This window comes from Sphingobium sp. AS12 (genome assembly GCF_019097845.1).
In the GTDB taxonomy this organism is placed as follows: Bacteria; Pseudomonadota; Alphaproteobacteria; order Sphingomonadales; family Sphingomonadaceae; genus Sphingobium.
Genome location: NZ_JAHRGM010000001.1, coordinates 818,234 through 838,041, shown reverse-complemented (window position 1 = coordinate 838,041; position 19,808 = coordinate 818,234). Strand labels below are relative to the sequence as shown.

Genomic DNA, 19,808 nt, shown 5'->3' with positions numbered 1-19,808 from the left:
ATGCGATATCGACCTCCGGTTTCGCGCGCCGACAGTGATGGTCGCGCAAAGCGGTGTTGGAAATTTAATTACCCTTTGGGGTAACGCAATTTCACAATTACCGGGAAAAGTGCGAAGTTAAGGGGGTAGGGGATGAGCGGAGCGGTCGGCAGCGACTATGTGATGGACGTCAAGCGCGACCGGTTGGTCATCACCGCCTCGGCGCTTGGCACCGTGTTCGAATGGTATGATTTCTACATTTACGGCGTCCTCGCGCCGATCATCGGGCGGACCTTCTTCCCGACCGACAATCCTACCGTCGAACTGCTCTATACGCTGGCTGGTTTTGCAATCGGCTTTGCCTTCCGTCCGATCGGCGCGGCCTTGTTCGGCTATCTGGGCGACCGACTGGGTCGCAAATATACGTTCCTGGCTACGATCATCCTGATGGGCGTCGCGACGGCGGGCGTTGGCCTGACGCCCTCGGCCGCCAGCATCGGCATCGCTGCGCCTATCATTCTGATCACGCTGCGGATCGCGCAGGGGCTGGCGCTGGGCGGCGAATATGGCGGCGCAGCCATCTATGTCGCCGAACATGCTCCGCCGGGGCGGCGCGGTTTCTACACCAGCTTCATTCAGGCCGGGGTGATCGGCGGCTTCATACTGTCGTTGATCGTCGTGGTCGGCACGCAATGGTTGGTCGGGCCAGAGATTTGGGCCGATTGGGGCTGGCGACTGCCCTTCCTCTTCTCGCTTGCCCTGCTTGGCATATCGCTGTGGATGCGGCTGATGCTGCGCGAAAGTCCGGTATTTACCGCGATGAAGAAAGCAGGCACCCAGTCGAAAAATCCGATCAAGGAAGCCTTCACCTATCCGGGCAACAAAAAGCGAATGCTGGTCGCGATGATCGGCATCGCGGCGGGCTTTACCGTCATCGCCTATACGGTGATGTTCCAGGCGCTCTATTTCCTCCAGAGCGGCCTGCATGTTTCGCCGGGCGTGGCGCAATTGCTGGTGGGCGGCAGCGCCTTTGCCGGGATGGGGGCATTTGTCTATTTCGGCCATCTGTCCGACCGGATCGGCCGCAAGAAGCCGATCGTTATCGGTTATGCACTGGTGCTCCTGCTGTTGATGCCGCTTTACCAGTTTATGGGCGCAACCGCGAACCCGGCGCTGGTGGAAGCGGGGGAGCGCGCCCCGGTCATCGTGCGCGGCCCGGATTGCGTATTTGATCCCTTTGCCAAGGTCCAGCCGACCGCCTGCGGCAAATTGCTTGACCATTTTTCCAAACGTGGCATCCCCTATGACAAGCAAGCCGCGCCCGCGCCCGCGGTGCAGGTCGGCGATCTGGTCGTCACGGATCTGAGCGCCGCCGGGCTGGACGCCGCGTTGAAAGCGGCGGGCTACCCGACCGGCAGCGTGACGCCGGACTGGCCACGCGCCATGGCAATTTTCGCGGCATTGTTGCTACTCTGGACACTGTCGGGCGCGACCTATGGACCGGTGGCGGCGCTCTTGTCGGAATATTTCCCGGCGCGCATCCGCTATTCGTCGTTGTCGATCCCCTATCATATCGGCACCGGCTATTTCGGCGGTTTCCTGCCACTGGTCAGCCAATATATCGTCGCGCGGACGGGTGATCCCTATGCCGGGCTTTGGTACACATTGGCCGTCGTGGCGCTGGCGCTTATCACCTGTCTGGTCGCGCTGCCGGAAACCAGGGACCGACCGCTCGACGCATAGCACAACCGGGGGATCATCATGCCACGCGGCGTTGCCAAGCGGGATCTGCCGATCAAGACCTGCCCGGTCTGCCAGCGCCCCTTTGCCTGGCGCAAGAAGTGGGAACGCGACTGGGACAATGTCGTCTATTGTTCGGACCGTTGCCGCAGCGCCCCGCGCCAGGCCTGACATAAAAAAGGCCGCCGCTCCGTTAGGAGCGACGACCTTTTGCAATCTCTCAGTCGATCAGCGTTCGATGCACATCGCCACGCCCATGCCGCCGCCGATGCACAGCGTCGCCAGACCCTTTTTCGCGTCGCGCTTGGCCATTTCATAGAGCAGGGTGGTCAGCACCCGCGCGCCCGACGCGCCGATCGGATGGCCGATGGCGATCGCGCCGCCATTGACGTTGACCTTGGACGCATCCCAGCCCAGTTCCTGACCCACCGACAGCGCCTGCGCGGCGAAGGCTTCATTGGCTTCGATCAGGTCAAGGTCTGCGATCGACCAGCCTGCCTTCTCCAGCGCCTTGCGGCTGGCCGGGGCCGGGCCGATGCCCATGATCGAGGGATCGACACCGCAGGTCGCAAAACCCGCGATCCGGCCCAAAATGGTCGCGCCGCGCTTGGCAGCGGCATCCGCCGTCATCAGCACCAGTGCGGCGGCACCATCGTTCAGGCCGCTGGCATTGGCTGCAGTGACCGTGCCGTCCTTCTTGAAGGCTGGCTTCAGCTTCTCCATCGCTTCGATGGTCGCGCCAGCGCGGATATATTCATCCTGATCGACGATAGTGTCGCCCTTGCGGCCCTTGATCGTGACCGGCACGATTTCGTCGGCGAAGCGGCCCGATGCCCGTGCGGCTTCGGCCTTGTTCTGGCTGGCCACCGCAAAGATGTCCTGCGCTTCCCGGCTGATCTGATATTTCTCGGCCAGATTTTCCGCGGTGATGCCCATATGATAATTGTTGAAGGCGTCGGTCAGGCCGTCATGGATCATCGTGTCGACCAGGCTGACATTGCCCATCTTGCTGCCCGCGCGCAGATATTGCGCATGGGGCGCGAGCGACATGCTTTCCTGCCCGCCAGCCACCATGATGTTCGCGTCCCCGGCGCGGATCGCCTGCGCCGCCAGTGCAACGGCCCGCAAGCCGGAGCCGCACAACTGGTTGAGGCCGATCGCGGTGCGCTCGACCGGGATGCCCGCATTGACGGCGGCCTGCCGCGCCGGGTTCTGCCCCTGACCGGCGCTCAGCACCTGGCCCAATATCACCTCGTCCACTTCGTCGGGCGCGACACCGGCCTGCGCCAGCGCGGCGATGATCGCCTGACGGCCCAGTTCATGCGCCGGAGTCGATCCGAACGCGCCCATGAAGCTGCCGACGGCCGTGCGCTTGGCGGCGGTAATGACGATATCTGACAAAGGCTCGATCCTCTATTATTGGGGTCTCTTTTCGCAGGCGCACATAGCATCATCCGCCATGGCTGGAAAGCCATTGGGACAGAGGAAACCACAGCGTTTCGCGCGCCTGTCCACCCACGACCATGCCGACATGACCCAGTTTGAATTGCCAGTCTGTAGCCAATTGGGTCGAAGCGGCGGCAGGGACGATGCGATCCGTCGTCGAGCGGATCGACAGGGTCGGGCAGCCAAGCGCCTGCGGATCGACTGTCTGGCCGCCGACACGCCAGCGTCCCTCTCCGCTGGCGTTACCGGCATAGAGGTCATCGAACAGCTCGCGTCCCGCCGCATAGGTCAGCGGTGGCCCGCCATTGGCCCAATCCTCCACGGCCATGAAGGCACGCTCCCCGTCCGATCCCGCCGCAACATCGGCAAAAGCGGCGAATTTGCGGATCGTGCGCGCCGGGTCCATCGCCCAGAAACCCGATTGCAGCACTTCCATCGGCACATAGCCCAGTCGATCGCACATCGGCTTGGCGCCGCGCCACAGGGCGCTGATTTCCTGCCGGTCGGCGCCGCTGAAACCGTCGAATCGCCAGGGGGAAGCGATCGTCGCCACCGCCTGCATCGGGTGCAGCATGGCGGCTCCCAGCGCCAGCGTGCCGCCCAGGCAATAGCCCACCAATATGGGAGGTCGCGGCAGGGAGGCTATCAATGGCAAAAGCCGGTCAGTGATGTGGCCATCCAGCCCCATCATCGCATCCTGCGCCGACGGACTGCCCCAGTCGACCAGCCAGGCGTCATGTCCTGCTGAAGCCATGTGGCGCAGCAAAGATCTGCGTTCGGACAGGTCCAGCACCTGCGGCGGATTGATGAGCGAGGGCACGAAAACCACCGGCGCGCGGCCATTATCAACACCATAGCGCAGCAGCCGCGCGCTGCCGACCTGCGCCATGCTGGCGGGGGCAGGCGGCGGGGCGGGGCGCTGCGCCTGCTGGTAGCGGCGCAGGCCGATGAAGGCGCGCTTGCGCAGCTCTGGATCGCCCTCTGTTTCGCGCCATAAAATGTTGAGAAAAAGGGGTAAAGGCCTTGGGCCATGTTGCGGTGCGGCAACGCCCTGTGCTATTGAGGAGTGTGCAGGTGCGGGAGAGGTGTCCATGGCCAAATCTAAAGCGGCTAATGAATCAGAGCCGGTGGTGATCAAGAAATACGCTAACCGGCGGCTTTATAACACCGAAACGTCCAGTTACATCACCCTTGATCTGTTGTCGCAGATGACGCGCGAGGGCCGCGAGTTCACGGTGGTTGATGCCAAGAGCGGCGAGGACATCACCCATAATGTCCTGACCCAGATCATCATGGAAGAAGAACAGCGCGGCGAAAATATGCTGCCGGTGAATTTCCTGCGTCAGCTGATCTCCATGTATGGCGATTCGATGCAATCGATGGTGCCGCAATATCTCGAAGCGTCGATGGATGCGTTCCGCAAGAACCAGTTGCAGTTTCAGGAAGCGATGCAGGGCGCATTCGGCGGCGGCCCACTGGCCGAGATCGCCAAGCGCAACATGCAGATGTTCGAAGCGGCGACCAGCGCGTTCAAGGGCGCTGGCGGGCTGATGCCGGGCGTTCCCGGTATGCCGGGCATGCCCGGTGTGGCGACCCCAGCCGAAGCCGAAAAGGACGATGAGATCGCGGTGCTGAAAGCGCAGCTTGCCGCGCTCAATGCCAAGATCGACAAGCTGGGCTGAACCCCAAATGGCAAAGGCCGACCGGCTGGAACGACTGGATGTGCGGCGGGTCGAGCTGGAAGCCGACTATGACGCGGCGCTGATCGCGGCGCTTCAGGTCACGGCAGGCGGGGTGTGGGGTCTGTTCGATCATAAGCCCGACCGGGCGGCCCGCGCCAAGGCCGCGCCGGTCGTGGCTGCGCTGGATGAACTGGCGGCTGACATCGACAATCTGCGGGATCAATTGGGGCTGGAGCCGTTTGCGCTGCACCAGTCCTTTCTCGCCGCGCGCGGCCCGGTGGCGTCTGACGCGCCGGGCGAGCCGAAACAGGCGCGCGTCTGGCTCGAAAAACTGGGTGTCGCCGTTAGCTGAACGTCAATGTGCGTCGGGGGTGGACGGGGACGGCGCGCATGGCCTATTGCGCGCCGATCCATTCCCTACAGCAGGCAAGCCATTCCCGTGAAACATGCCCTTTCCGTCACCCGCGAACAGGATTTCTCCGCCTGGTATCAGGCCGTCATTTCGGAGGCTGACCTGGCCGAGGAAAGCGGCGTGCGCGGCTGCATGGTCATCCGGCCATGGGGCTATGGCATCTGGGAACGCATCCAGACCCTGCTCGACGCGCGGATCAAGGCGACGGGGCATGAAAATTGCTACTTCCCGCTGTTCATCCCCTTAAGCTATTTCGAGAAGGAAGCCGAGCATGTCGATGGCTTTGCCAAGGAAATGGCGGTCGTCACTCATCACCGGCTGATCCAGAAGGATGGCAAGCTGGTGCCCGATCCCGAAGCGAAGCTGGAGGAGCCGCTGGTCGTGCGCCCTACATCGGAAACGGTGATCGGCGCAGCATTCAGCCGCTGGGTCCAGTCATGGCGCGACCTGCCTGTCCTCATCAATCAGTGGGCCAATGTCGTGCGCTGGGAAATGCGGACCCGCATGTTCCTGCGGACCACCGAATTCCTCTGGCAGGAAGGCCACACCGCCCACGCCACTGTCGATGAGGCGATGGAAGAGACGATGAAGATGCTGGAAGTCTATCGCAGCTTTGCGGAGGATTGCGTTGCCATGCCGGTGGTGGCCGGCGAAAAGCCGGAGAATGAACGCTTCCCCGGTGCGGTCGCCACTTACTCGATCGAAGCGATCATGCAGGACGGCAAGGCGTTGCAGGCCGGCACGTCGCACTTCCTGGGTACGACCTTCTCGGCCGCGCAGAATATCAAGTTCCAGAATAGCGAAGGCGCGCAGGAACTGGCGCAGACGACCAGCTGGGGCATGTCCACCCGGATGATCGGCGGCCTGATCATGGTCCATGGCGACGATGACGGGCTGCGGGTGCCGCCGCGTGTTGCGCCCTATCAGGTGGTTGTGGTGCCGATGCTGCGCGACACCGAAGAGGACGCTGCGATCGTCGATTATTGCGCCGATCTGGTGGAGAAGCTCAACGGGCTGGATGTATTTCGTGAGCCGGTGCGCGCGCTGCTCGACCGTCGCCCGGCCAAGGCGGCGACCAAGCGCTGGGGCTGGGTCAAGAAGGGCGCGCCGATCGTGATCGAGGTTGGCGGTCGCGATGTCGCGGGCAGCAATGTGTCGGTCATCCGCCGCGACCGCCTCTATCGGCCCGACGGCAAACTGGACAGTCAGATCGTTGCCAAGGGTGACTTCGTCGCGGGTGCGGTGGCGATGCTGGAGGATGTGCAGGCATCGCTGTTTGCGGACGCCAAGGCGCGACTGGACGGCAGTATCGACAAGTCGATCACCGACATCGATGCGCTCAAGGCCTATTTCAACGCCAGCACCAAGCCCGGCTGGGCGCTGGTGCAATGGGCCAAGCCGACCGGCGAAGCGCTGGACAAGGTGGTGCAGTGGCTCAAGGGCGAGAAGCTGACGCTGCGCAATGTGCCGAATGATGCGGAGGCCGCTGACGGTGTGTGTGTGTTTACCGGCGAGACGGCGGTCGAGCGGGTGCTGGTCGGGCGGAGTTATTGAGCCGAAAATTAGGTGCTCCCGCGCAGGCGGGAGCCCAGTTCCAACGGTAGCGTATGATAACGGGCCGGGACTGGCTTCCCGCCTGCGCGGGAACACATTTATCTTTGCCTACAACACATATTTACTCAAATCGGTGTCGTGCGCGATCGCGCTCAACTGCTTCTCCACATAGGCGGCGTCGATCACCAGCGTTTCGCCGCGGCGGTCCTCGGCTTCGAAGCTCACATCTTCCAGCAGCTTTTCCATCACTGTCTGGAGGCGGCGGGCGCCGATATTTTCGACTTCGCCATTCACTTCGGCGGCGATGCGAGCGACCGCGCGGATGCCCTCTGGCGTCAGGTCTATCGTCACCTCCTCGGTGGCCAGCAGCGCGCGATATTGCGCGACGAGGCTCGCCTTGGTGTCGGAGAGGATCGCGACGAAATCTTCCTCGGTCAGCGCCTTTAGCTCGACGCGGATCGGCAGGCGGCCCTGAAGTTCGGGAAGCAGGTCACTGGGTTTGGCGACGTGGAACGCGCCGGACGCGATGAAGAGAATATGGTCGGTCTTGAGCGGGCCATATTTGGTCGAGACGGTCGTGCCTTCGATCAGGGGTAGCAGGTCGCGCTGCACGCCCTCGCGGCTGACGGACCCGCCGCGCACGTCGCTGACCGCGATCTTGTCGATTTCGTCGAGGAACACGATGCCATTCTGCTCGGCGCTGGTGATGGCGACGCGGGCGACATCGTCCTGATCCAAGCGCTTGTCCTGCTCTTCCTCGACCAGCTTGTCCCACGCATCGGCAACCCGCATCTTGCGACGCTTTTTCTGCTGCTGGCCGAACGCCTTGGACATCATGTCGGACAGGTTGATCATGCCGACCTGACCGCCCATGCCGGGGATTTCCATCGGCATGGAGGGGCTGTCGGCGACTTCCACCTCGACCTCGACATCGTTCATCTGATGCTGTTCGATCTTCTGGCGGAAGGAGAGGCGGGTGGCCTCGCTGGCTTCCTTGCCGGTCAATGCGTCGAGCAGACGGGCCATGGCGGCCTCCGACGCGGCCTCGCGCACGGCTTCGCGGCGGCGGTCCTTTTCCAGCCGCACGGCTTCCTCGACCAGGTCGCGGACGATTTGCTCAACGTCGCGGCCGACATAGCCGACCTCGGTGAACTTGGTGGCCTCGACCTTGACGAAGGGGGCGTCGGCAAGTCTTGCAAGGCGACGGCTGATCTCGGTCTTGCCGCAGCCGGTCGGCCCGATCATCAGGATATTCTTGGGCGTCACCTCGTCACGCAGGTCATCGGGCAGATGCTGGCGCCGCCAGCGATTGCGCAGGGCTACCGCGACGGCGCGCTTGGCGTCATGCTGGCCGATGATATGCGCGTCGAGCGCGGCGACGATGGCTTTGGGGGTCAGATTGTCGTTCATTTCGGTCCTTCTCCCCTCCCTTCAGGGAGGGGTCGGGGGAGGGCATGCCGAGGAACGCCGTTACAGGCCTCTCCTAACCCCTCCCGCAAGCGTGAGGGGAATTCAAGCAGCGCTGTCCAGCGTTTCTATGGTCAGCTGATCATTGGTATAGACGCAGATGTCCGCCGCCACGGCCATGGCCTTGCGCGCCAGCGTTTCGGCGTCCGCCTCATAATCGACCAGCGCGCGGGCGGCGGCGAGGGCGAAATTGCCGCCCGATCCGATCGCGGCGACGCCGTTCACCGGCTCCAGCACATCGCCATTGCCGGTCAGGATCAGGGTCACATCCTTGTCCGCGACGATCATCATCGCTTCCAGGTTCCGCAAATATTTGTCGGTGCGCCAGTCCTTGGCCAATTCCACGGCGGATCGCATCAACTGGCCATTATGGCGTTCCAGCTTCGCCTCCAGCCGCTCGAACAGGGTGAATGCGTCGGCAGTCGCCCCGGCAAAGCCGCCAATGACGCTGCCGTCGTGCAGGCGGCGCACCTTGCGCGCGTTGGGCTTCATCACCGTCTGGCCCATGGAAACCTGGCCATCGCCAGCGACGACGACCTTTCCATTCTTGCGCACGGACATGATGGTGGTGCCATGCCAGACCGGCATGGCGCTGCTGTTATGGTCGTTCATGGGGCGGCATATGGGACGCTGTGCCGTGTGGTGCAAGTCACCTTGGTAGGGACGGCGAAGCGTTGCATTTTGGCGACAATATTCTGACAATTCGTTCAGGAACAAATGTCGATCAATTGACATTGTGCATCGCAACATCAATCATCAGCGTCCGCATTTACGGGGGGACTCGCATGACTCTCAAGGCTATGGCTCAGGAAAAGGTGGAGCGCGCGGGCATTTCCAACTATAGTTTCGATCATGACATATTGGTCATGTGTGGCGTTCGCTACACGATTGAAGCCTGCAACTGTGGCGAACCGGGGTGCGACGGCGTCCGTCTGCGGAAAAATGCGACAGCCATCGGGCGCGTGTTGCAATAATTCACCGACTATTTGGTCAGCGCATTGCGTCTTTCCCGGCGCGACCGACGGACTCGATATCGCGACCCACACCCTGCACCGTGTTGCACGCGGCCAGCGTGGCCAAAATCACCAGAAACAGCGCTTTACGCATCAATCCGTAACTCCATATTTGTGGCGGGGCCGTTTTAAGCGTGTGCGCGACGCAGTGCAAAGGCGCAATTTGCGGGACGGGAAGCCCCCGCGCTTGACAGGGCGCGCCAGCGATGCCAATGGCCGCCTCCTCCCGACAGGGGGCGCGTAGCTCAGTGGTAGAGCACACCCTTCACACGGGTGGGGTCGTAGGTTCAATCCCTACCGCGCCCACCATGGCAAAGCGCCATGGTCGGGACAGATTATTTCCCTCCATTGATCTTTTCAGTCTCATCGGGCTAATCTTCGCCCTTGATCCGGCGTCACGTGCGGTTGCCGACCTGAAAGGATGTCGATGCCTCCCTATTGGAAATCTAGCGCTGCCTTTGGCGCGCTGCTCATGCTGTCAACCATGCCAGCCATTGCGCAGGAGACGCTGACGCTCGAACGGGTCTTTGCCAGCCCCGACCTGGCCGGGCCGCAGCCGCGCGCGCTCAAATTGTCGCCGGATGGTGCGCTTGTCACCCTGCTCAAGCCGCGCGCGGATGAGAAGGAGCGGCTCGACCTGTGGGCGATCGACACGCGCACGGGCAAACAGCGGATGCTGGTCGATTCGCGCAAGACCGGCAGCGGCGCAGCCCTGTCCGAAGCGGAAAAGATGCAGCGGGAGCGGGACCGCTCGGTTGCGGGCAGCAGCGGCATTACCAGCTATGACTGGTCGCCCGATGGCAAGTCCATCCTGGTGCCGGTTGATGGCGATCTTTATCTCGCCGCGCTGGATGGCAAGGTGCAGCGACTGACCGACACACCCGACGGCGAATTGAATGGCGTGGTCAGCCCCAAGGGCGGCTTCGTGTCCTTCGTGCGCGGGGGCAATTTGTTCGTGCAGCCGATCGGCGGGACGGAACGGCAGGTGACGCAGGGGGCCAGCGATACCGTTAGTTGGGGTGTCGCCGAATTTGTCGCGCAGGAGGAAATGGACCGGCGGACTGGTTATTGGTGGTCGCCCGACGATGCCCTGATTGCGGTCGCGCGGGTGGATGAAAGCCCGGTCGGCATCGTCACCCGCACAGCGATCGGCGGGGAGGGGACGAAGGTTTATCAGCAGCGCTATCCCGCTGCCGGGACACCCAACGCCATCGTCGATCTCTATGTCATGAAGCCTGACGGGTCGGGGCAGGTGAAGGTCGATCTGGGGCCGGATCGCGACATCTATCTGGCGCGGTTCGATTGGGCGAAGGATGGCCGGACTCTGTATGTCCAGCGCGAGACGCGCGACCAGAAGCGGCTCGACCTGCTGGCGGTCGATCCGGCCACCGGCAAGGCGAAAATCGTCCTCACTGAAATGGCCAAAAGCTGGATCAACCTCAGCGACAATTTCCATCCGCTGGCAGGCGGCGATTTCCTGTGGTGGTCGGAAAAGAGCGGCCATGGCCATCTCTACCGGGTTCACGATGGCAAATGGACGGCGCTGACCAGCGGCGACTGGGAGGTCAAGACGCTGGTGGCGGTCGATGAGAAGGCGGGGCTGGCCTATTTCACCGGCAATCGCGAAACCCCGCTAGAGCAGCAGTTCTACAGCGCGCCGATCGGCAAGTCCGCGCCGCCGCGTCAGATCACGACCAGCGGCTGGTGGAATGACGCGGTGATGGATGGCGCGGCAAGCCGGATCGTCATCACCCGCCAGAATAGCGATCAGCCCAAGCAGGTTTATCTGGCCGACAGTAGCGGCAAGCAATTGCAATGGTTGTCGGAAAACGCGCTGAAGGGCGATCATCCTTATGCGCCCTATCTGGGGAGCCATGTCAAAACCCGGTTCGGCACGATCAGGGCCAAGGACGGCACGACGCTCTATACCAAGATCATGACCCCGGCGATGGAGCCGGGGAAACGCTATCCCGTGTTCATGATCCACTATGGCGGGCCAGGTGGCGGGCGGCAGGTGACCAACACATGGTCCGGGGCGCTGAACCAATATCTGGTCGATCGAGGCTGGATCGTCTTTGCGGTCGATAATCGCGGCACGCCCGATCGTGGCAAGGCGTTCGAGGATCATCTCTATCGCGCCATGGGGACGGTCGAGGTGGCAGATCAATTGGCGGGCGTCGATTGGCTCAAGGCCCAACCGTTCGTCGATCCCAAGAGGATCGCGACCTATGGCTGGTCCTATGGCGGCTATATGTCGCTGAAGCTGTTGGAGAAAGCGCCGGGCGTGTTTGCGGCGGCGATCGCGGGTGCGCCGGTGACGAAGTGGGAACTGTATGATACCCATTATACCGAACGCTATCTGGGGATGCCGCAGGACAAGGTGAATGCCTATCCGGCATCCGGCGCGATCGAGGAGGCGGTGAAGATCAGCGATCCACTGCTGCTGATCCATGGCATGTCCGATGATAATGTGGTGTTCGACAATGCCACCGCGCTGATGGCGAAGATGCAAAGCGCGGCGGCGCCGTTCGAGATGATGGCCTATCCGGGCCAGACCCATCGCGTCGGCGGGCCGGGGATCAGCGTCCATCTGTGGCGCACGATCGAGGATTTCCTGGCGCGGCGCGGCGTGTCGCCTGACGCAACCAAGCCATAGGCGGCAAGGACGTTGCCGCATCCTGGCAACGTCCAGCGTCAAAAGCTGGCCTTTTGCGCAACAAAGGGCTTGCCACTGGACAAATGGCGCAACGCCGCTATGGCGCGCACTCCGCAATATCTGCATCGGAGTGGAGTGTTCAGTCATGGGTTACAGGGTCGTCGTCGTAGGTGCCACCGGGAATGTGGGCCGCGAAATGCTGACCATTCTCGCCGAGCGCGAGTTCCCGATTGACGAGATCGCCGCGGTCGCATCGTCGCGCTCGCAGGGGCTGACCGTCGATTTCGGTGACAGCGGCAAGACGATCAAATGCCAGAATATCGAACATTTCGACTTTACCGGCTGGGACATCGCCCTGTTCGCGGCGGGCAGCGGCCCGACCGCTGAATATGCGCCCAAGGCAGCGGCGGCCGGCTGCGTCGTGATCGACAATAGCTCGCTCTACCGCATGGACCCGGACGTACCGCTGATCGTGCCCGAAGTGAACCCGGACGCGATCGACGGCTATACCAAGCGCAACATCATCGCCAATCCCAACTGCTCGACTGCGCAGATGGTGGTGGCGTTGAAGCCGCTACATGACGCCGCGATCATCAAGCGCGTGGTCGTCTCGACCTATCAGTCGGTGTCCGGCGCAGGCAAGGCGGGCATGGACGAATTGTTCGAACAGTCGCGCAACATCTTCGTGGGCGATCCGGCGGAGCCAAAGAAGTTCACCAAGCAGATCGCCTTCAACGTGATCCCGCATATCGACGTTTTCCTGGACGATGGGTCGACCAAGGAAGAATGGAAAATGGTCGCGGAAACCAAGAAGATCCTCGATCCCAAGATCAAGCTGACCGCAACCTGCGTGCGCGTGCCGGTGTTCGTGGGGCACTCCGAAGCGATCAACATCGAGTTCGAGAAGGAAATCAGCGCCAAGGAAGCGCAGGATATCCTGCGTGAAGCCCCCGGCATCATGCTGGTCGATAAGCGCGAGGATGGTGGTTACATCACTCCGATCGAATGTGTCGGCGACTTCGCGACCTTCATCAGCCGCGTGCGTGAGGATCCGACGGTCGACAGCGGCATTTCGCTCTGGTGCGTCAGCGACAATCTGCGCAAAGGCGCGGCGCTGAATGCGGTGCAGATCGCCGAACTGCTGGGCCGTCGCCACCTCAAGAAGGGCTGAGAAAGCCCGATGATCTCCGGCGCTGCTGCATATTGGAAAGTCCTTCCAGATCCGCAGCGCCGGATGATCCTGTCTCTGGCCGTTGCGATCGGCCTTGCCAACATTGCGCAACCCTATCCCGACCTAGCCCCACTTCAGCATGGGCCGACCGTCGCGCTTTTACTCGCTACGCCCTGGCTGTTGCGGCGCTGGCCCCTGTCCAACGGCGCGACAGGCTGTATCTGGCTGTTCCTTTTGCTCCATACGCTGGGCGCACGCTGGATATATTCTTACGTCCCTTACGATGATTGGGCGCGGGCGCTGGTTGGATATGATCTGTCCTCGGTTTTCGGGACTTCGCGCAACGGCTATGACCGGTTGGTCCATTTCGCTTTTGGCGCACTTCTTACGGCGCCATTGGCCCAGAGCGCGCATCGCTTCGGGGGATTGCGCCATGGCTGGAGCCTTGCCTTCGCCTTTACTGCCATTGGCCTTGGCAGCGCGCTCTACGAAATATTTGAATTGCTGCTGACCCTCATCGCGGCGGGCGAGACGGCAGACTATTATAATGGTCAGCAGGGTGATGTCTGGGATGCGCAAAAGGACATGGCCGTTGCGCAGCAGGGCAGCGCGCTGGCGCTCATCGCGCTCTTGCGCCGCCGCGCCTGACGCCATATCGGCAAGCGTCGCCGCTGTGTAAGGATTTGCCCCGATGACCGACCTGCCGATCGAACGCCATGAGATCAAAGGTTTCGATGGTCTGCCGATCACGGTTCATATGGTGGGGGAGGGTCGGGATCTGGTGCTGATCCACGGCTATTTCTCCAATGCCTACACTAACTGGATTCGTTACGGTCATGTCGCGAAACTGGTGGAGGCCGGTTTTCGTCTGATCATGCCGGACCTGCGCGGCCATGGGGAGAGTGGGAAGCCGCACGATATCGCCGCCTATCCGCCGGACGCGCTGACCGATGACGGGCTGTCTTTGGTCGAGCAGCTGGAACTGACTGACTATGATCTGGGCGGCTATTCGCTGGGTGCGCGGACGAGTGTGCGGATGCTGGCGCGCGGGGCGAGGCCGCGCCGCGTGATCCTGGCGGGGATGGGGCTGCGCGGGCTGGTGCAGACGCTCGACAAGGGCGGCTATTACAGGAATGTCCTCAATAACCTTGGCACGTTCGAGCGTGGCACGTCGGAATGGATGACAGAGGCCTTCCTCAAGACCACCAAGGGCGATCCGGTGGCGATGCTGCATATCCTGAATACCTTTGTCGATACGCCGCGCGAGACGATCGCGGCGATCCAGCAGCCGGCCGAGATCATCTGCGGCGCGGATGACCGGGACAATGGCGTGGCGCAGGAACTGGCCGACCTGCTGCCCAATGGTCGCTATGTCGAGATACCGGGCAATCATATGAACGCCGTCACCCGCAAGGAAATGGGGCAGGCGATGGTCGATTTCCTGACTGCTTGACTGTATCGCCCGGCCAAGTCACCTTCCCCTCATAAGTCTATGAGGGGAATTCCCATGAAAATCGCCATCTCGCTTGCCGCACTTGCGGCCGCGCTTACTGCATCGCCCGTCTTTGCTCAGCAGGCTCCTGCGCCCACAGCAGCTGAGGCCGAAGCGTTCCTCGCCAAGGCGGAAAAGGCGATGTTCGATCATTCGCTGATCTCCAGCCGCGCCGAGTGGGTCAATTCCACCTATCTGAGCGACGATAGCGACGCGGTCGCCGCCTATTTCGGCGCGATCCGCACGTCGATGAATGTCGATTATGCACTGCAAGCCGCCAAATATGCGACCGTGCCGGGCCTGTCGGTGGAAACGAAGCGCCGCCTCGACCTGCTGCGCACCGCGCTGACGCTGCCCGCGCCGACTGCGCCGGGCGCGGCGCAGGAACTGAACGATCTCGCGACCCGGCTCCAGTCGGCCTATGGCAAGGGCAAGGGGACGCTGAAAGGCCAGCCGATCAACGGCAGCGACATTGAAGAGCAGATGGGGAATAACCGTAACCCCGAAGAGCTGAAGGAAATGTGGGTCAGCTGGCACGACAATGTCGGTGCGCCGATGCGGGGCGATTATGCCAAGCTGGTCGACATTGCCAATGCCGGGGCAAAGGAACTGGGCTTTGCCGATACCGGGGCGATGTGGCGGTCCAAATATGACATGCCTGCCGATGATTTTGCGAAGCTGACCGACAAGATCTGGGCGGAGGTCAAGCCGCTCTATGACCAGCTGCATTGCTATACCCGCACCAAGCTGAACGAGAAATATGGCGAAGTGGTGCAACCGGCGTCAGGGCCAATCCGTGCCGACCTTCTCGGCAATATGTGGGCGCAGTCCTGGGGCAATATCTATGATGTCGTGGCGCCCAAGGGTGCGGGCGATCTGGGTTATGATGTGGGCGAATTGCTGAAGGCCAAGGGCTATGTCGAAACCCGCCCCGGTCAGGTCGATACGCCCGACACACCCGAACAGCAGCGGCGCGGCTATTGGGAAAAGCAGATGTTCAAGATTGGCGAGGGTTTCTATTCCTCGCTGGGCTTTGCGCCGCTGCCCGCGACCTTCTGGGACCGGACCCAGTTCATCAAGCCGCTGGACCGCGAAGTCGTCTGCCATGCGTCGGCTTGGGATCTCGACAATAAAGACGATATTCGCGTCAAAATGTGCACGAAGGTCAACAGCGACGACTTCGTGACCATCCATCATGAACTGGGCCATAATTATTACCAGCGCGCCTATCAGAAGCAGAAGCCGCTCTATCTGGACGGCGCCAATGATGGCTTCCATGAAGCGATTGGCGATTTTGTCGCCCTGTCGATCACGCCCGATTATCTGGTGAAGATCGGCCTGCTGGACGCCGCCAAGGTGCCGGGGCCGGACAAGGATATCGGCCTGCTGCTGCGGCAGGCGATGGACAAGGTCGCTTTCCTGCCGTTCGGCCTGCTGGTGGACAAGTGGCGCTGGGGTGTATTCAACGGCACAATCCCGCAGAGCCAGTATGAGAAGGGCTGGACGGACCTGCGCCGCCAGTATCAGGGCATTGTCCCGCCCGTATCCCGCGATGAAACGAAGTTCGACGCGGGGGCCAAATTCCATATTCCCGGCAACACGCCCTATACCCGCTATTTCCTGGCGGGCATTTTGCAGCAGCAATTTTATGAGGCGGCCTGCAAACAGGCGGGCTGGAAGGGGCCACTGCACCGCTGTTCCTTCTATGGAAACAAGGATGTAGGGGCCAAACTCAATGCGATGCTGGAAATGGGTGCGTCCAAGCCCTGGCCCGATGCGTTGCAGGCGTTTACCGGCACGCGCGAGATTTCAGGCAAGGCCATGACCGCCTATTTTGCGCCGTTGCAGAAATGGCTGGTCCAGCAGAATAAGGGCAAGTCATGCGGCTGGTAATCGCCAACTAAAGTCAGTAAAGGCCCCGCCCGTGGACCCGGCGATTATCATCATTGCTTTACTCTTCTTCACCAGCGTCATCATGGCGCTGGCGATGGGGGTAGCGTGGCTGCACTTCGGGCGGCAGCGGCATGTGTTGAGCTGGGCGCTGTCCTACGGTGCGGCGATGATCCAGTGGATCGCCAATGCTGGTGGCATTGCCCTGAAAAGCGGGCCACTCATGGCGCTGGCGGCGGTGTGCATCATCGTCAGCGGCACGCTGGTTCTGGTCGGCGTTCGCCAGCGATCGACGCAAAACATCCCATGGCGATCGATAATCGGCGCTGGTTGCGTGGTGGCGGCAGGCGGCATCTATGCGGCGATGATCCATGATCGATCGCTCCAGGGCATGATCGTGCCGGGTTATGTCGGCATCTTGATGCTCTGGTCGGCCGCCTCGCTCTGGCCGCAGGGACGGCGGTTCAATGCGCCTGAGATCGCGTTTTTCACGATGTTCCTGCTGTTCGCGCTGTTTCAGTCCGCGCTTGCCATCAGTGCCGCCGCCGATCTGGGGCGGGCACCCGGCGCAGGGCTTGCGGCCTATCGGGCCATATTGGGGCTTGGTCTGCCATCCATCTATGTCGGCACCGGCGTGGCTGCCGTCATGGTGGTAGCAGGCGATCTGGCGCATCAGTTGCGGCGGCAGATGCGGCATGATCCGCTGACCAATGTGCTGAATCGGCGCGGACTGGACGAGGCGGCGGCGCGCGCCATCGCCAATGCCCGGCGTTACAACCGGCCGCTGGCGCTGGTGGTGTGCGATCTTGACGGGTTCAAGGCGCTGAATGACGGTCATGGCCATATCGCAGGCGACGCGGCCCTGCGCGGCTTTGCCCAGTTGTTGACCAGTGCGGTCCGGCGCGGCGACATCGTAGCGCGCATGGGCGGCGATGAATTCGGCCTGCTGCTGGTGGAAACCGAGGCGGCGGCGGCGGCTGACGTCATGGAGCGGGTGCGCGCGGAAATAACATGCCTGATTCTGCCCAATGCCCCACGCGCGCAACTCCGCGCCAGTTTCGGCGTGGCGGAATTGCAGGCAGACGACGAGAAACTGGACGACATGGTCGCTCGCGCCGACGCTGCGCTCTACGATGCCAAGCGCGACGGCAAGGACCGTGTCGCTATCTGGCGCAACGCGGCCTGAGCCTTTTCTCGCCGGGATTTCCAAGTCGTGAAATGGTCCATTTCACTCGAAATCCCTCTTATCTGAATGGCGGTTCGTTGAACGCGCGCAGCTTGCGGCTGTGCAGCTTCGCCCCCCCTTCACGCAGCAACTCGCAGGTCATGAGGCCGACGCGCAGATGGCTGGCAATCGCCTCCTCATAGAAGCGATTGGCTTGGCCGGGCAGCTTGAGTTCGCCATGGATTGGCTTGTCGGAGACGCACAGCAATGTGCCATAGGGGACGCGGAACCGATAGCCCTGCGCCGCGATGGTGGCTGATTCCATGTCGATCCCGACGGCGCGCGACAGGCTGAAGCGCAGGGCGGAACTGGAATAGCGCAATTCCCAGTTGCGATCGTCGGTGGTGACCACGGTGCCGGTGCGCAGGCGGCGCTTGAAATCCTCCGGGTCGCGCCCGCCCAATACGGCTTCTGCCGCCTGCGCCATGGCCACCTGCACTTCGGCGATGGCCGGGACCGGGATTTCGGGCGGCAGCATGGCGTCCAGCACCTTGTCATCGCGCAGATAGGCGTGCGCGAGCACATAGTCGCCGATCCGCTGACTGGGCCTCAACCCGCCGCAATGGCCGATCATCAGCCAGGCTTCGGGCCGCAGGACAGCGAGATGATCGCAGATCGTCTTGGCATTGGAGGGGCCGACGCCGATATTGACCAGGGTAATACCGCTGCCGTCGGGCGCGATCAGATGATAGGCGGGCATCTGATGCTTGCGCCAGGCGCTGTCGGCAATCATCCGCGCCGGATCGGCCGTTTCGGGGGTGACATAGACGCCACCAGCACCCGACAGTGCGGTGAAACGGCTCCCCTCCCGCTGCAATTCCGCGCAGGCCCAAGCGACAAATTCATCTACATAGCGGTGATAGTTGGTAAACAATATGTAGCTTTGGACATGATCGGCGGGCGTGCCGGTATAATGTTTAAGGCGCGCGAGCGAAAAGTCCGTGCGCAATCCATCGAACAGCGCCAGCGGCCGATCGCCATCCGCATCGGGCATGAAGAGGCCATCTGCAATCTCGTCCCCAATCTCGGCGAGTTCGGTCGTGGGGAAGTAGCGCGCCAGTTCAGTCGGCGGGATACCGTCGAGCGCGCCCATGTCCAGCCCGTCCAGCACATAAGGGAAGGGGATTTGCTGCTGGCTCAGCCCGGTTTCAATCTCCACCCCATAGTCGCGGACGAGCAGGTCGATCTGTTCGGCGAGATAATCGGCGAACATCGCGGGACGGGTAACCGTGGTCACGTAACTGCCGGGTTTGGACAGGCGAGCGAAGGAGCGGCCCGGCGGCGGCGCGTCGCTGTCCCCATGATAGGTGATGCGCAGTTCCGGGTAGCAGAAACGCTGGTCGTGCCGTGCTTGCGGCGGCGGTATGCTGCCGTCGCGGCCATAGGCGCGCATGGCTTCGCGCAATGTATCGATGGATGTCTGGTAGAGGCGGTCCAGTTGCGCGACCGTGGCGCTGCCGATGCTTTGTGTCATCGCCCCCTGTTACCGCAGTTGCGTGACGGAGGAAAGTCGGCGCGCGATCAAAAACGCGCGCCGACACCCGAAATCAGAGCTGGCCCAGCATATGGTCGGCCGACGACAGCTTGAAGTCGCCAGGGGCTTCGACATTGAGTTCGGCGACGACACCGTCCTTGACGATCATCGAGAAGCGCTGGCCGCGCTGGCCCAGGCCGAATTTGCTGCCATCCATGGTCAGGCCCACGGCCTTTGCGAAATCGCCATTGCCATCGGCCAGCATCGTTACCTTGCCATCGGCGCCGGCAGACTTGCCCCATGCACCCATGACGAAAGCGTCGTTGACGGCGGTGCAGGCGATTTCATCGACGCCCTTGCCCTTGAGCGCATCGGCCTTGTCAATAAAGCCGGGCAGATGCTTGGCAGAACAGGTTGGCGTATAGGCACCCGGAACGGAAAACAGCGCGACCGTACGGCCCGCGAAATAATCGTCCGACGCCACGGCCTCCGGGCCATCCTCGGTCATTTTCGTGAAGGTCGTGCTGGGAAGGCGGTCGCCTTTGGCAATGGTCATGCGTCGTCTCCTGAAACTCACGATGGCGCAGGTCGTTGCTGGCAGGCGCAC

19 protein-coding genes and 1 tRNA gene are annotated in these 19,808 nt (G+C 62.2%); 13 read left to right on the top strand and 7 right to left on the bottom strand.

Features of this window, described 5'->3' with window-relative positions; all coding sequences use genetic code 11:
• Positions 1-132 precede the first annotated feature (132 nt).
• Together KRZ98_RS04160 and KRZ98_RS04155 are read left to right on the top strand one after the other, a co-directional pair.
• On the top strand, positions 133-1,722 hold the full coding sequence (locus tag KRZ98_RS04160) for an MFS transporter (protein ID WP_217672350.1): 1,590 nt from the start codon (positions 133-135) through the stop codon (positions 1,720-1,722).
• A gap of 18 nt (positions 1,723-1,740) precedes the next feature.
• Entirely contained in the window at positions 1,741-1,890 is a 150-nt protein-coding gene (locus KRZ98_RS04155; protein ID WP_217672349.1) for a DUF2256 domain-containing protein, read from the top strand.
• Positions 1,891-1,947: 57 nt separating this feature from the next.
• Here KRZ98_RS04155 and KRZ98_RS04150 read toward each other — a convergent pair whose 3' ends face one another.
• Entirely contained in the window at positions 1,948-3,120 is a 1,173-nt protein-coding gene (locus tag KRZ98_RS04150; RefSeq protein ID WP_217672348.1) for an acetyl-CoA C-acetyltransferase, read from the bottom strand.
• A 49-nt stretch (positions 3,121-3,169) separates the two neighbouring features.
• Positions 3,170-4,258, bottom strand: a complete 1,089-nt coding sequence (locus KRZ98_RS04145) for an alpha/beta hydrolase (RefSeq protein WP_254798045.1) — start codon at positions 4,256-4,258, stop codon at positions 3,170-3,172.
• On the opposite strand from KRZ98_RS04145, the gene phaR reads away from it, so the two are divergent.
• The 3 genes from phaR to proS all read left to right on the top strand — a co-directional run bounded on the left by phaR (position 4,257) and on the right by proS (position 6,813).
• Entirely contained in the window at positions 4,257-4,847 is a 591-nt protein-coding gene (gene phaR, locus KRZ98_RS04140; RefSeq protein ID WP_217672347.1) for a polyhydroxyalkanoate synthesis repressor PhaR, read from the top strand. The genes KRZ98_RS04145 and phaR overlap by 2 nt on opposite strands.
• A gap of 7 nt (positions 4,848-4,854) precedes the next feature.
• Entirely contained in the window at positions 4,855-5,199 is a 345-nt protein-coding gene (locus KRZ98_RS04135; RefSeq protein ID WP_217672346.1) for a hypothetical protein, read from the top strand.
• 87 nt (positions 5,200-5,286) lie between these two features.
• Positions 5,287-6,813, top strand: a complete 1,527-nt coding sequence (gene proS / locus KRZ98_RS04130; RefSeq protein ID WP_217672345.1) for a proline--tRNA ligase — start codon at positions 5,287-5,289, stop codon at positions 6,811-6,813.
• A 108-nt stretch (positions 6,814-6,921) separates the two neighbouring features.
• Here the strand turns inward: proS and hslU are convergent, their stop codons facing one another.
• Positions 6,922-8,223 (bottom strand): ATP-dependent protease ATPase subunit HslU, encoded by a 1,302-nt coding sequence (gene hslU / locus KRZ98_RS04125; protein WP_217672344.1) that lies wholly within the window; start codon positions 8,221-8,223, stop codon positions 6,922-6,924.
• Between the two features lie 102 nt (positions 8,224-8,325).
• Positions 8,326-8,892, bottom strand: a complete 567-nt coding sequence (hslV, locus tag KRZ98_RS04120; protein ID WP_294134751.1) for an ATP-dependent protease subunit HslV — start codon at positions 8,890-8,892, stop codon at positions 8,326-8,328.
• Between the two features lie 173 nt (positions 8,893-9,065).
• On the opposite strand from hslV, the gene KRZ98_RS04115 reads away from it, so the two are divergent.
• Entirely contained in the window at positions 9,066-9,254 is a 189-nt protein-coding gene (locus tag KRZ98_RS04115) for a hypothetical protein (protein ID WP_217672343.1), read from the top strand.
• A 16-nt stretch (positions 9,255-9,270) separates the two neighbouring features.
• Here the strand turns inward: KRZ98_RS04115 and KRZ98_RS04110 are convergent, their stop codons facing one another.
• On the bottom strand, positions 9,271-9,387 hold the full coding sequence (locus KRZ98_RS04110; protein WP_217672342.1) for an entericidin A/B family lipoprotein: 117 nt from the start codon (positions 9,385-9,387) through the stop codon (positions 9,271-9,273).
• Between the two features lie 140 nt (positions 9,388-9,527).
• Here KRZ98_RS04110 and KRZ98_RS04105 point away from each other — a divergent pair.
• From KRZ98_RS04105 to KRZ98_RS04075, 7 genes are all read left to right on the top strand, one after another.
• Positions 9,528-9,602, top strand: a tRNA-Val gene (locus KRZ98_RS04105).
• Between the two features lie 118 nt (positions 9,603-9,720).
• Positions 9,721-11,949, top strand: coding sequence for a S9 family peptidase (locus KRZ98_RS04100; RefSeq protein ID WP_217672436.1), 2,229 nt, complete (start codon positions 9,721-9,723; stop codon positions 11,947-11,949).
• Positions 11,950-12,094: 145 nt separating this feature from the next.
• Complete coding sequence (locus tag KRZ98_RS04095; RefSeq protein ID WP_217672341.1) at positions 12,095-13,120, top strand: aspartate-semialdehyde dehydrogenase; 1,026 nt, start codon at positions 12,095-12,097, stop codon at positions 13,118-13,120.
• A 9-nt stretch (positions 13,121-13,129) separates the two neighbouring features.
• Positions 13,130-13,768, top strand: coding sequence for a DUF2238 domain-containing protein (locus tag KRZ98_RS04090; protein ID WP_217672340.1), 639 nt, complete (start codon positions 13,130-13,132; stop codon positions 13,766-13,768).
• A gap of 43 nt (positions 13,769-13,811) precedes the next feature.
• A complete protein-coding gene (locus KRZ98_RS04085) occupies positions 13,812-14,573 on the top strand; it encodes an alpha/beta fold hydrolase (protein WP_217672339.1) in 762 nt (253 codons plus the stop codon).
• Between the two features lie 54 nt (positions 14,574-14,627).
• The gene (locus KRZ98_RS04080; RefSeq protein WP_217672338.1) at positions 14,628-16,505 is read left to right on the top strand and encodes a M2 family metallopeptidase; all 1,878 of its coding nucleotides are present in this window, start codon (positions 14,628-14,630) and stop codon (positions 16,503-16,505) included.
• 31 nt (positions 16,506-16,536) lie between these two features.
• Positions 16,537-17,688, top strand: a complete 1,152-nt coding sequence (locus KRZ98_RS04075; protein WP_217672337.1) for a GGDEF domain-containing protein — start codon at positions 16,537-16,539, stop codon at positions 17,686-17,688.
• 58 nt (positions 17,689-17,746) lie between these two features.
• On the opposite strand, the gene KRZ98_RS04070 is transcribed toward KRZ98_RS04075, so the two are convergent.
• Both KRZ98_RS04070 and KRZ98_RS04065 read right to left on the bottom strand, forming a co-directional pair.
• Positions 17,747-19,201: an AMP nucleosidase gene (locus KRZ98_RS04070; RefSeq protein ID WP_217672336.1), complete on the bottom strand. Its 1,455-nt coding sequence runs from the start codon at positions 19,199-19,201 to the stop codon at positions 17,747-17,749.
• A gap of 73 nt (positions 19,202-19,274) precedes the next feature.
• Positions 19,275-19,757, bottom strand: a complete 483-nt coding sequence (locus tag KRZ98_RS04065; RefSeq protein WP_217672335.1) for a peroxiredoxin — start codon at positions 19,755-19,757, stop codon at positions 19,275-19,277.
• Between the last annotated feature and the right edge of the window lie 51 nt (positions 19,758-19,808).

Coding starts and splice junctions, on each gene's coding strand:
- KRZ98_RS04160 (WP_217672350.1), top strand. CDS start 133: ATGAGCGGAGCGGTCGGCAGCGACTATGTGATGGACGTCAAGCGCGAC.
- KRZ98_RS04155 (WP_217672349.1), top strand. CDS start 1,741: ATGCCACGCGGCGTTGCCAAGCGGGATCTGCCGATCAAGACCTGCCCG.
- phaR (WP_217672347.1), top strand. CDS start 4,257: ATGGCCAAATCTAAAGCGGCTAATGAATCAGAGCCGGTGGTGATCAAG.
- KRZ98_RS04145 (WP_254798045.1), bottom strand. CDS start 4,258: ATGGACACCTCTCCCGCACCTGCACACTCCTCAATAGCACAGGGCGTT.
- KRZ98_RS04135 (WP_217672346.1), top strand. CDS start 4,855: ATGGCAAAGGCCGACCGGCTGGAACGACTGGATGTGCGGCGGGTCGAG.
- hslU (WP_217672344.1), bottom strand. CDS start 8,223: ATGAACGACAATCTGACCCCCAAAGCCATCGTCGCCGCGCTCGACGCG.
- hslV (WP_294134751.1), bottom strand. CDS start 8,892: ATGAACGACCATAACAGCAGCGCCATGCCGGTCTGGCATGGCACCACC.
- KRZ98_RS04115 (WP_217672343.1), top strand. CDS start 9,066: ATGACTCTCAAGGCTATGGCTCAGGAAAAGGTGGAGCGCGCGGGCATT.
- KRZ98_RS04110 (WP_217672342.1), bottom strand. CDS start 9,387: ATGCGTAAAGCGCTGTTTCTGGTGATTTTGGCCACGCTGGCCGCGTGC.
- KRZ98_RS04100 (WP_217672436.1), top strand. CDS start 9,721: ATGCCTCCCTATTGGAAATCTAGCGCTGCCTTTGGCGCGCTGCTCATG.
- KRZ98_RS04095 (WP_217672341.1), top strand. CDS start 12,095: ATGGGTTACAGGGTCGTCGTCGTAGGTGCCACCGGGAATGTGGGCCGC.
- KRZ98_RS04090 (WP_217672340.1), top strand. CDS start 13,130: ATGATCTCCGGCGCTGCTGCATATTGGAAAGTCCTTCCAGATCCGCAG.
- KRZ98_RS04085 (WP_217672339.1), top strand. CDS start 13,812: ATGACCGACCTGCCGATCGAACGCCATGAGATCAAAGGTTTCGATGGT.
- KRZ98_RS04080 (WP_217672338.1), top strand. CDS start 14,628: ATGAAAATCGCCATCTCGCTTGCCGCACTTGCGGCCGCGCTTACTGCA.
- KRZ98_RS04070 (WP_217672336.1), bottom strand. CDS start 19,201: ATGACACAAAGCATCGGCAGCGCCACGGTCGCGCAACTGGACCGCCTC.
- KRZ98_RS04065 (WP_217672335.1), bottom strand. CDS start 19,757: ATGACCATTGCCAAAGGCGACCGCCTTCCCAGCACGACCTTCACGAAA.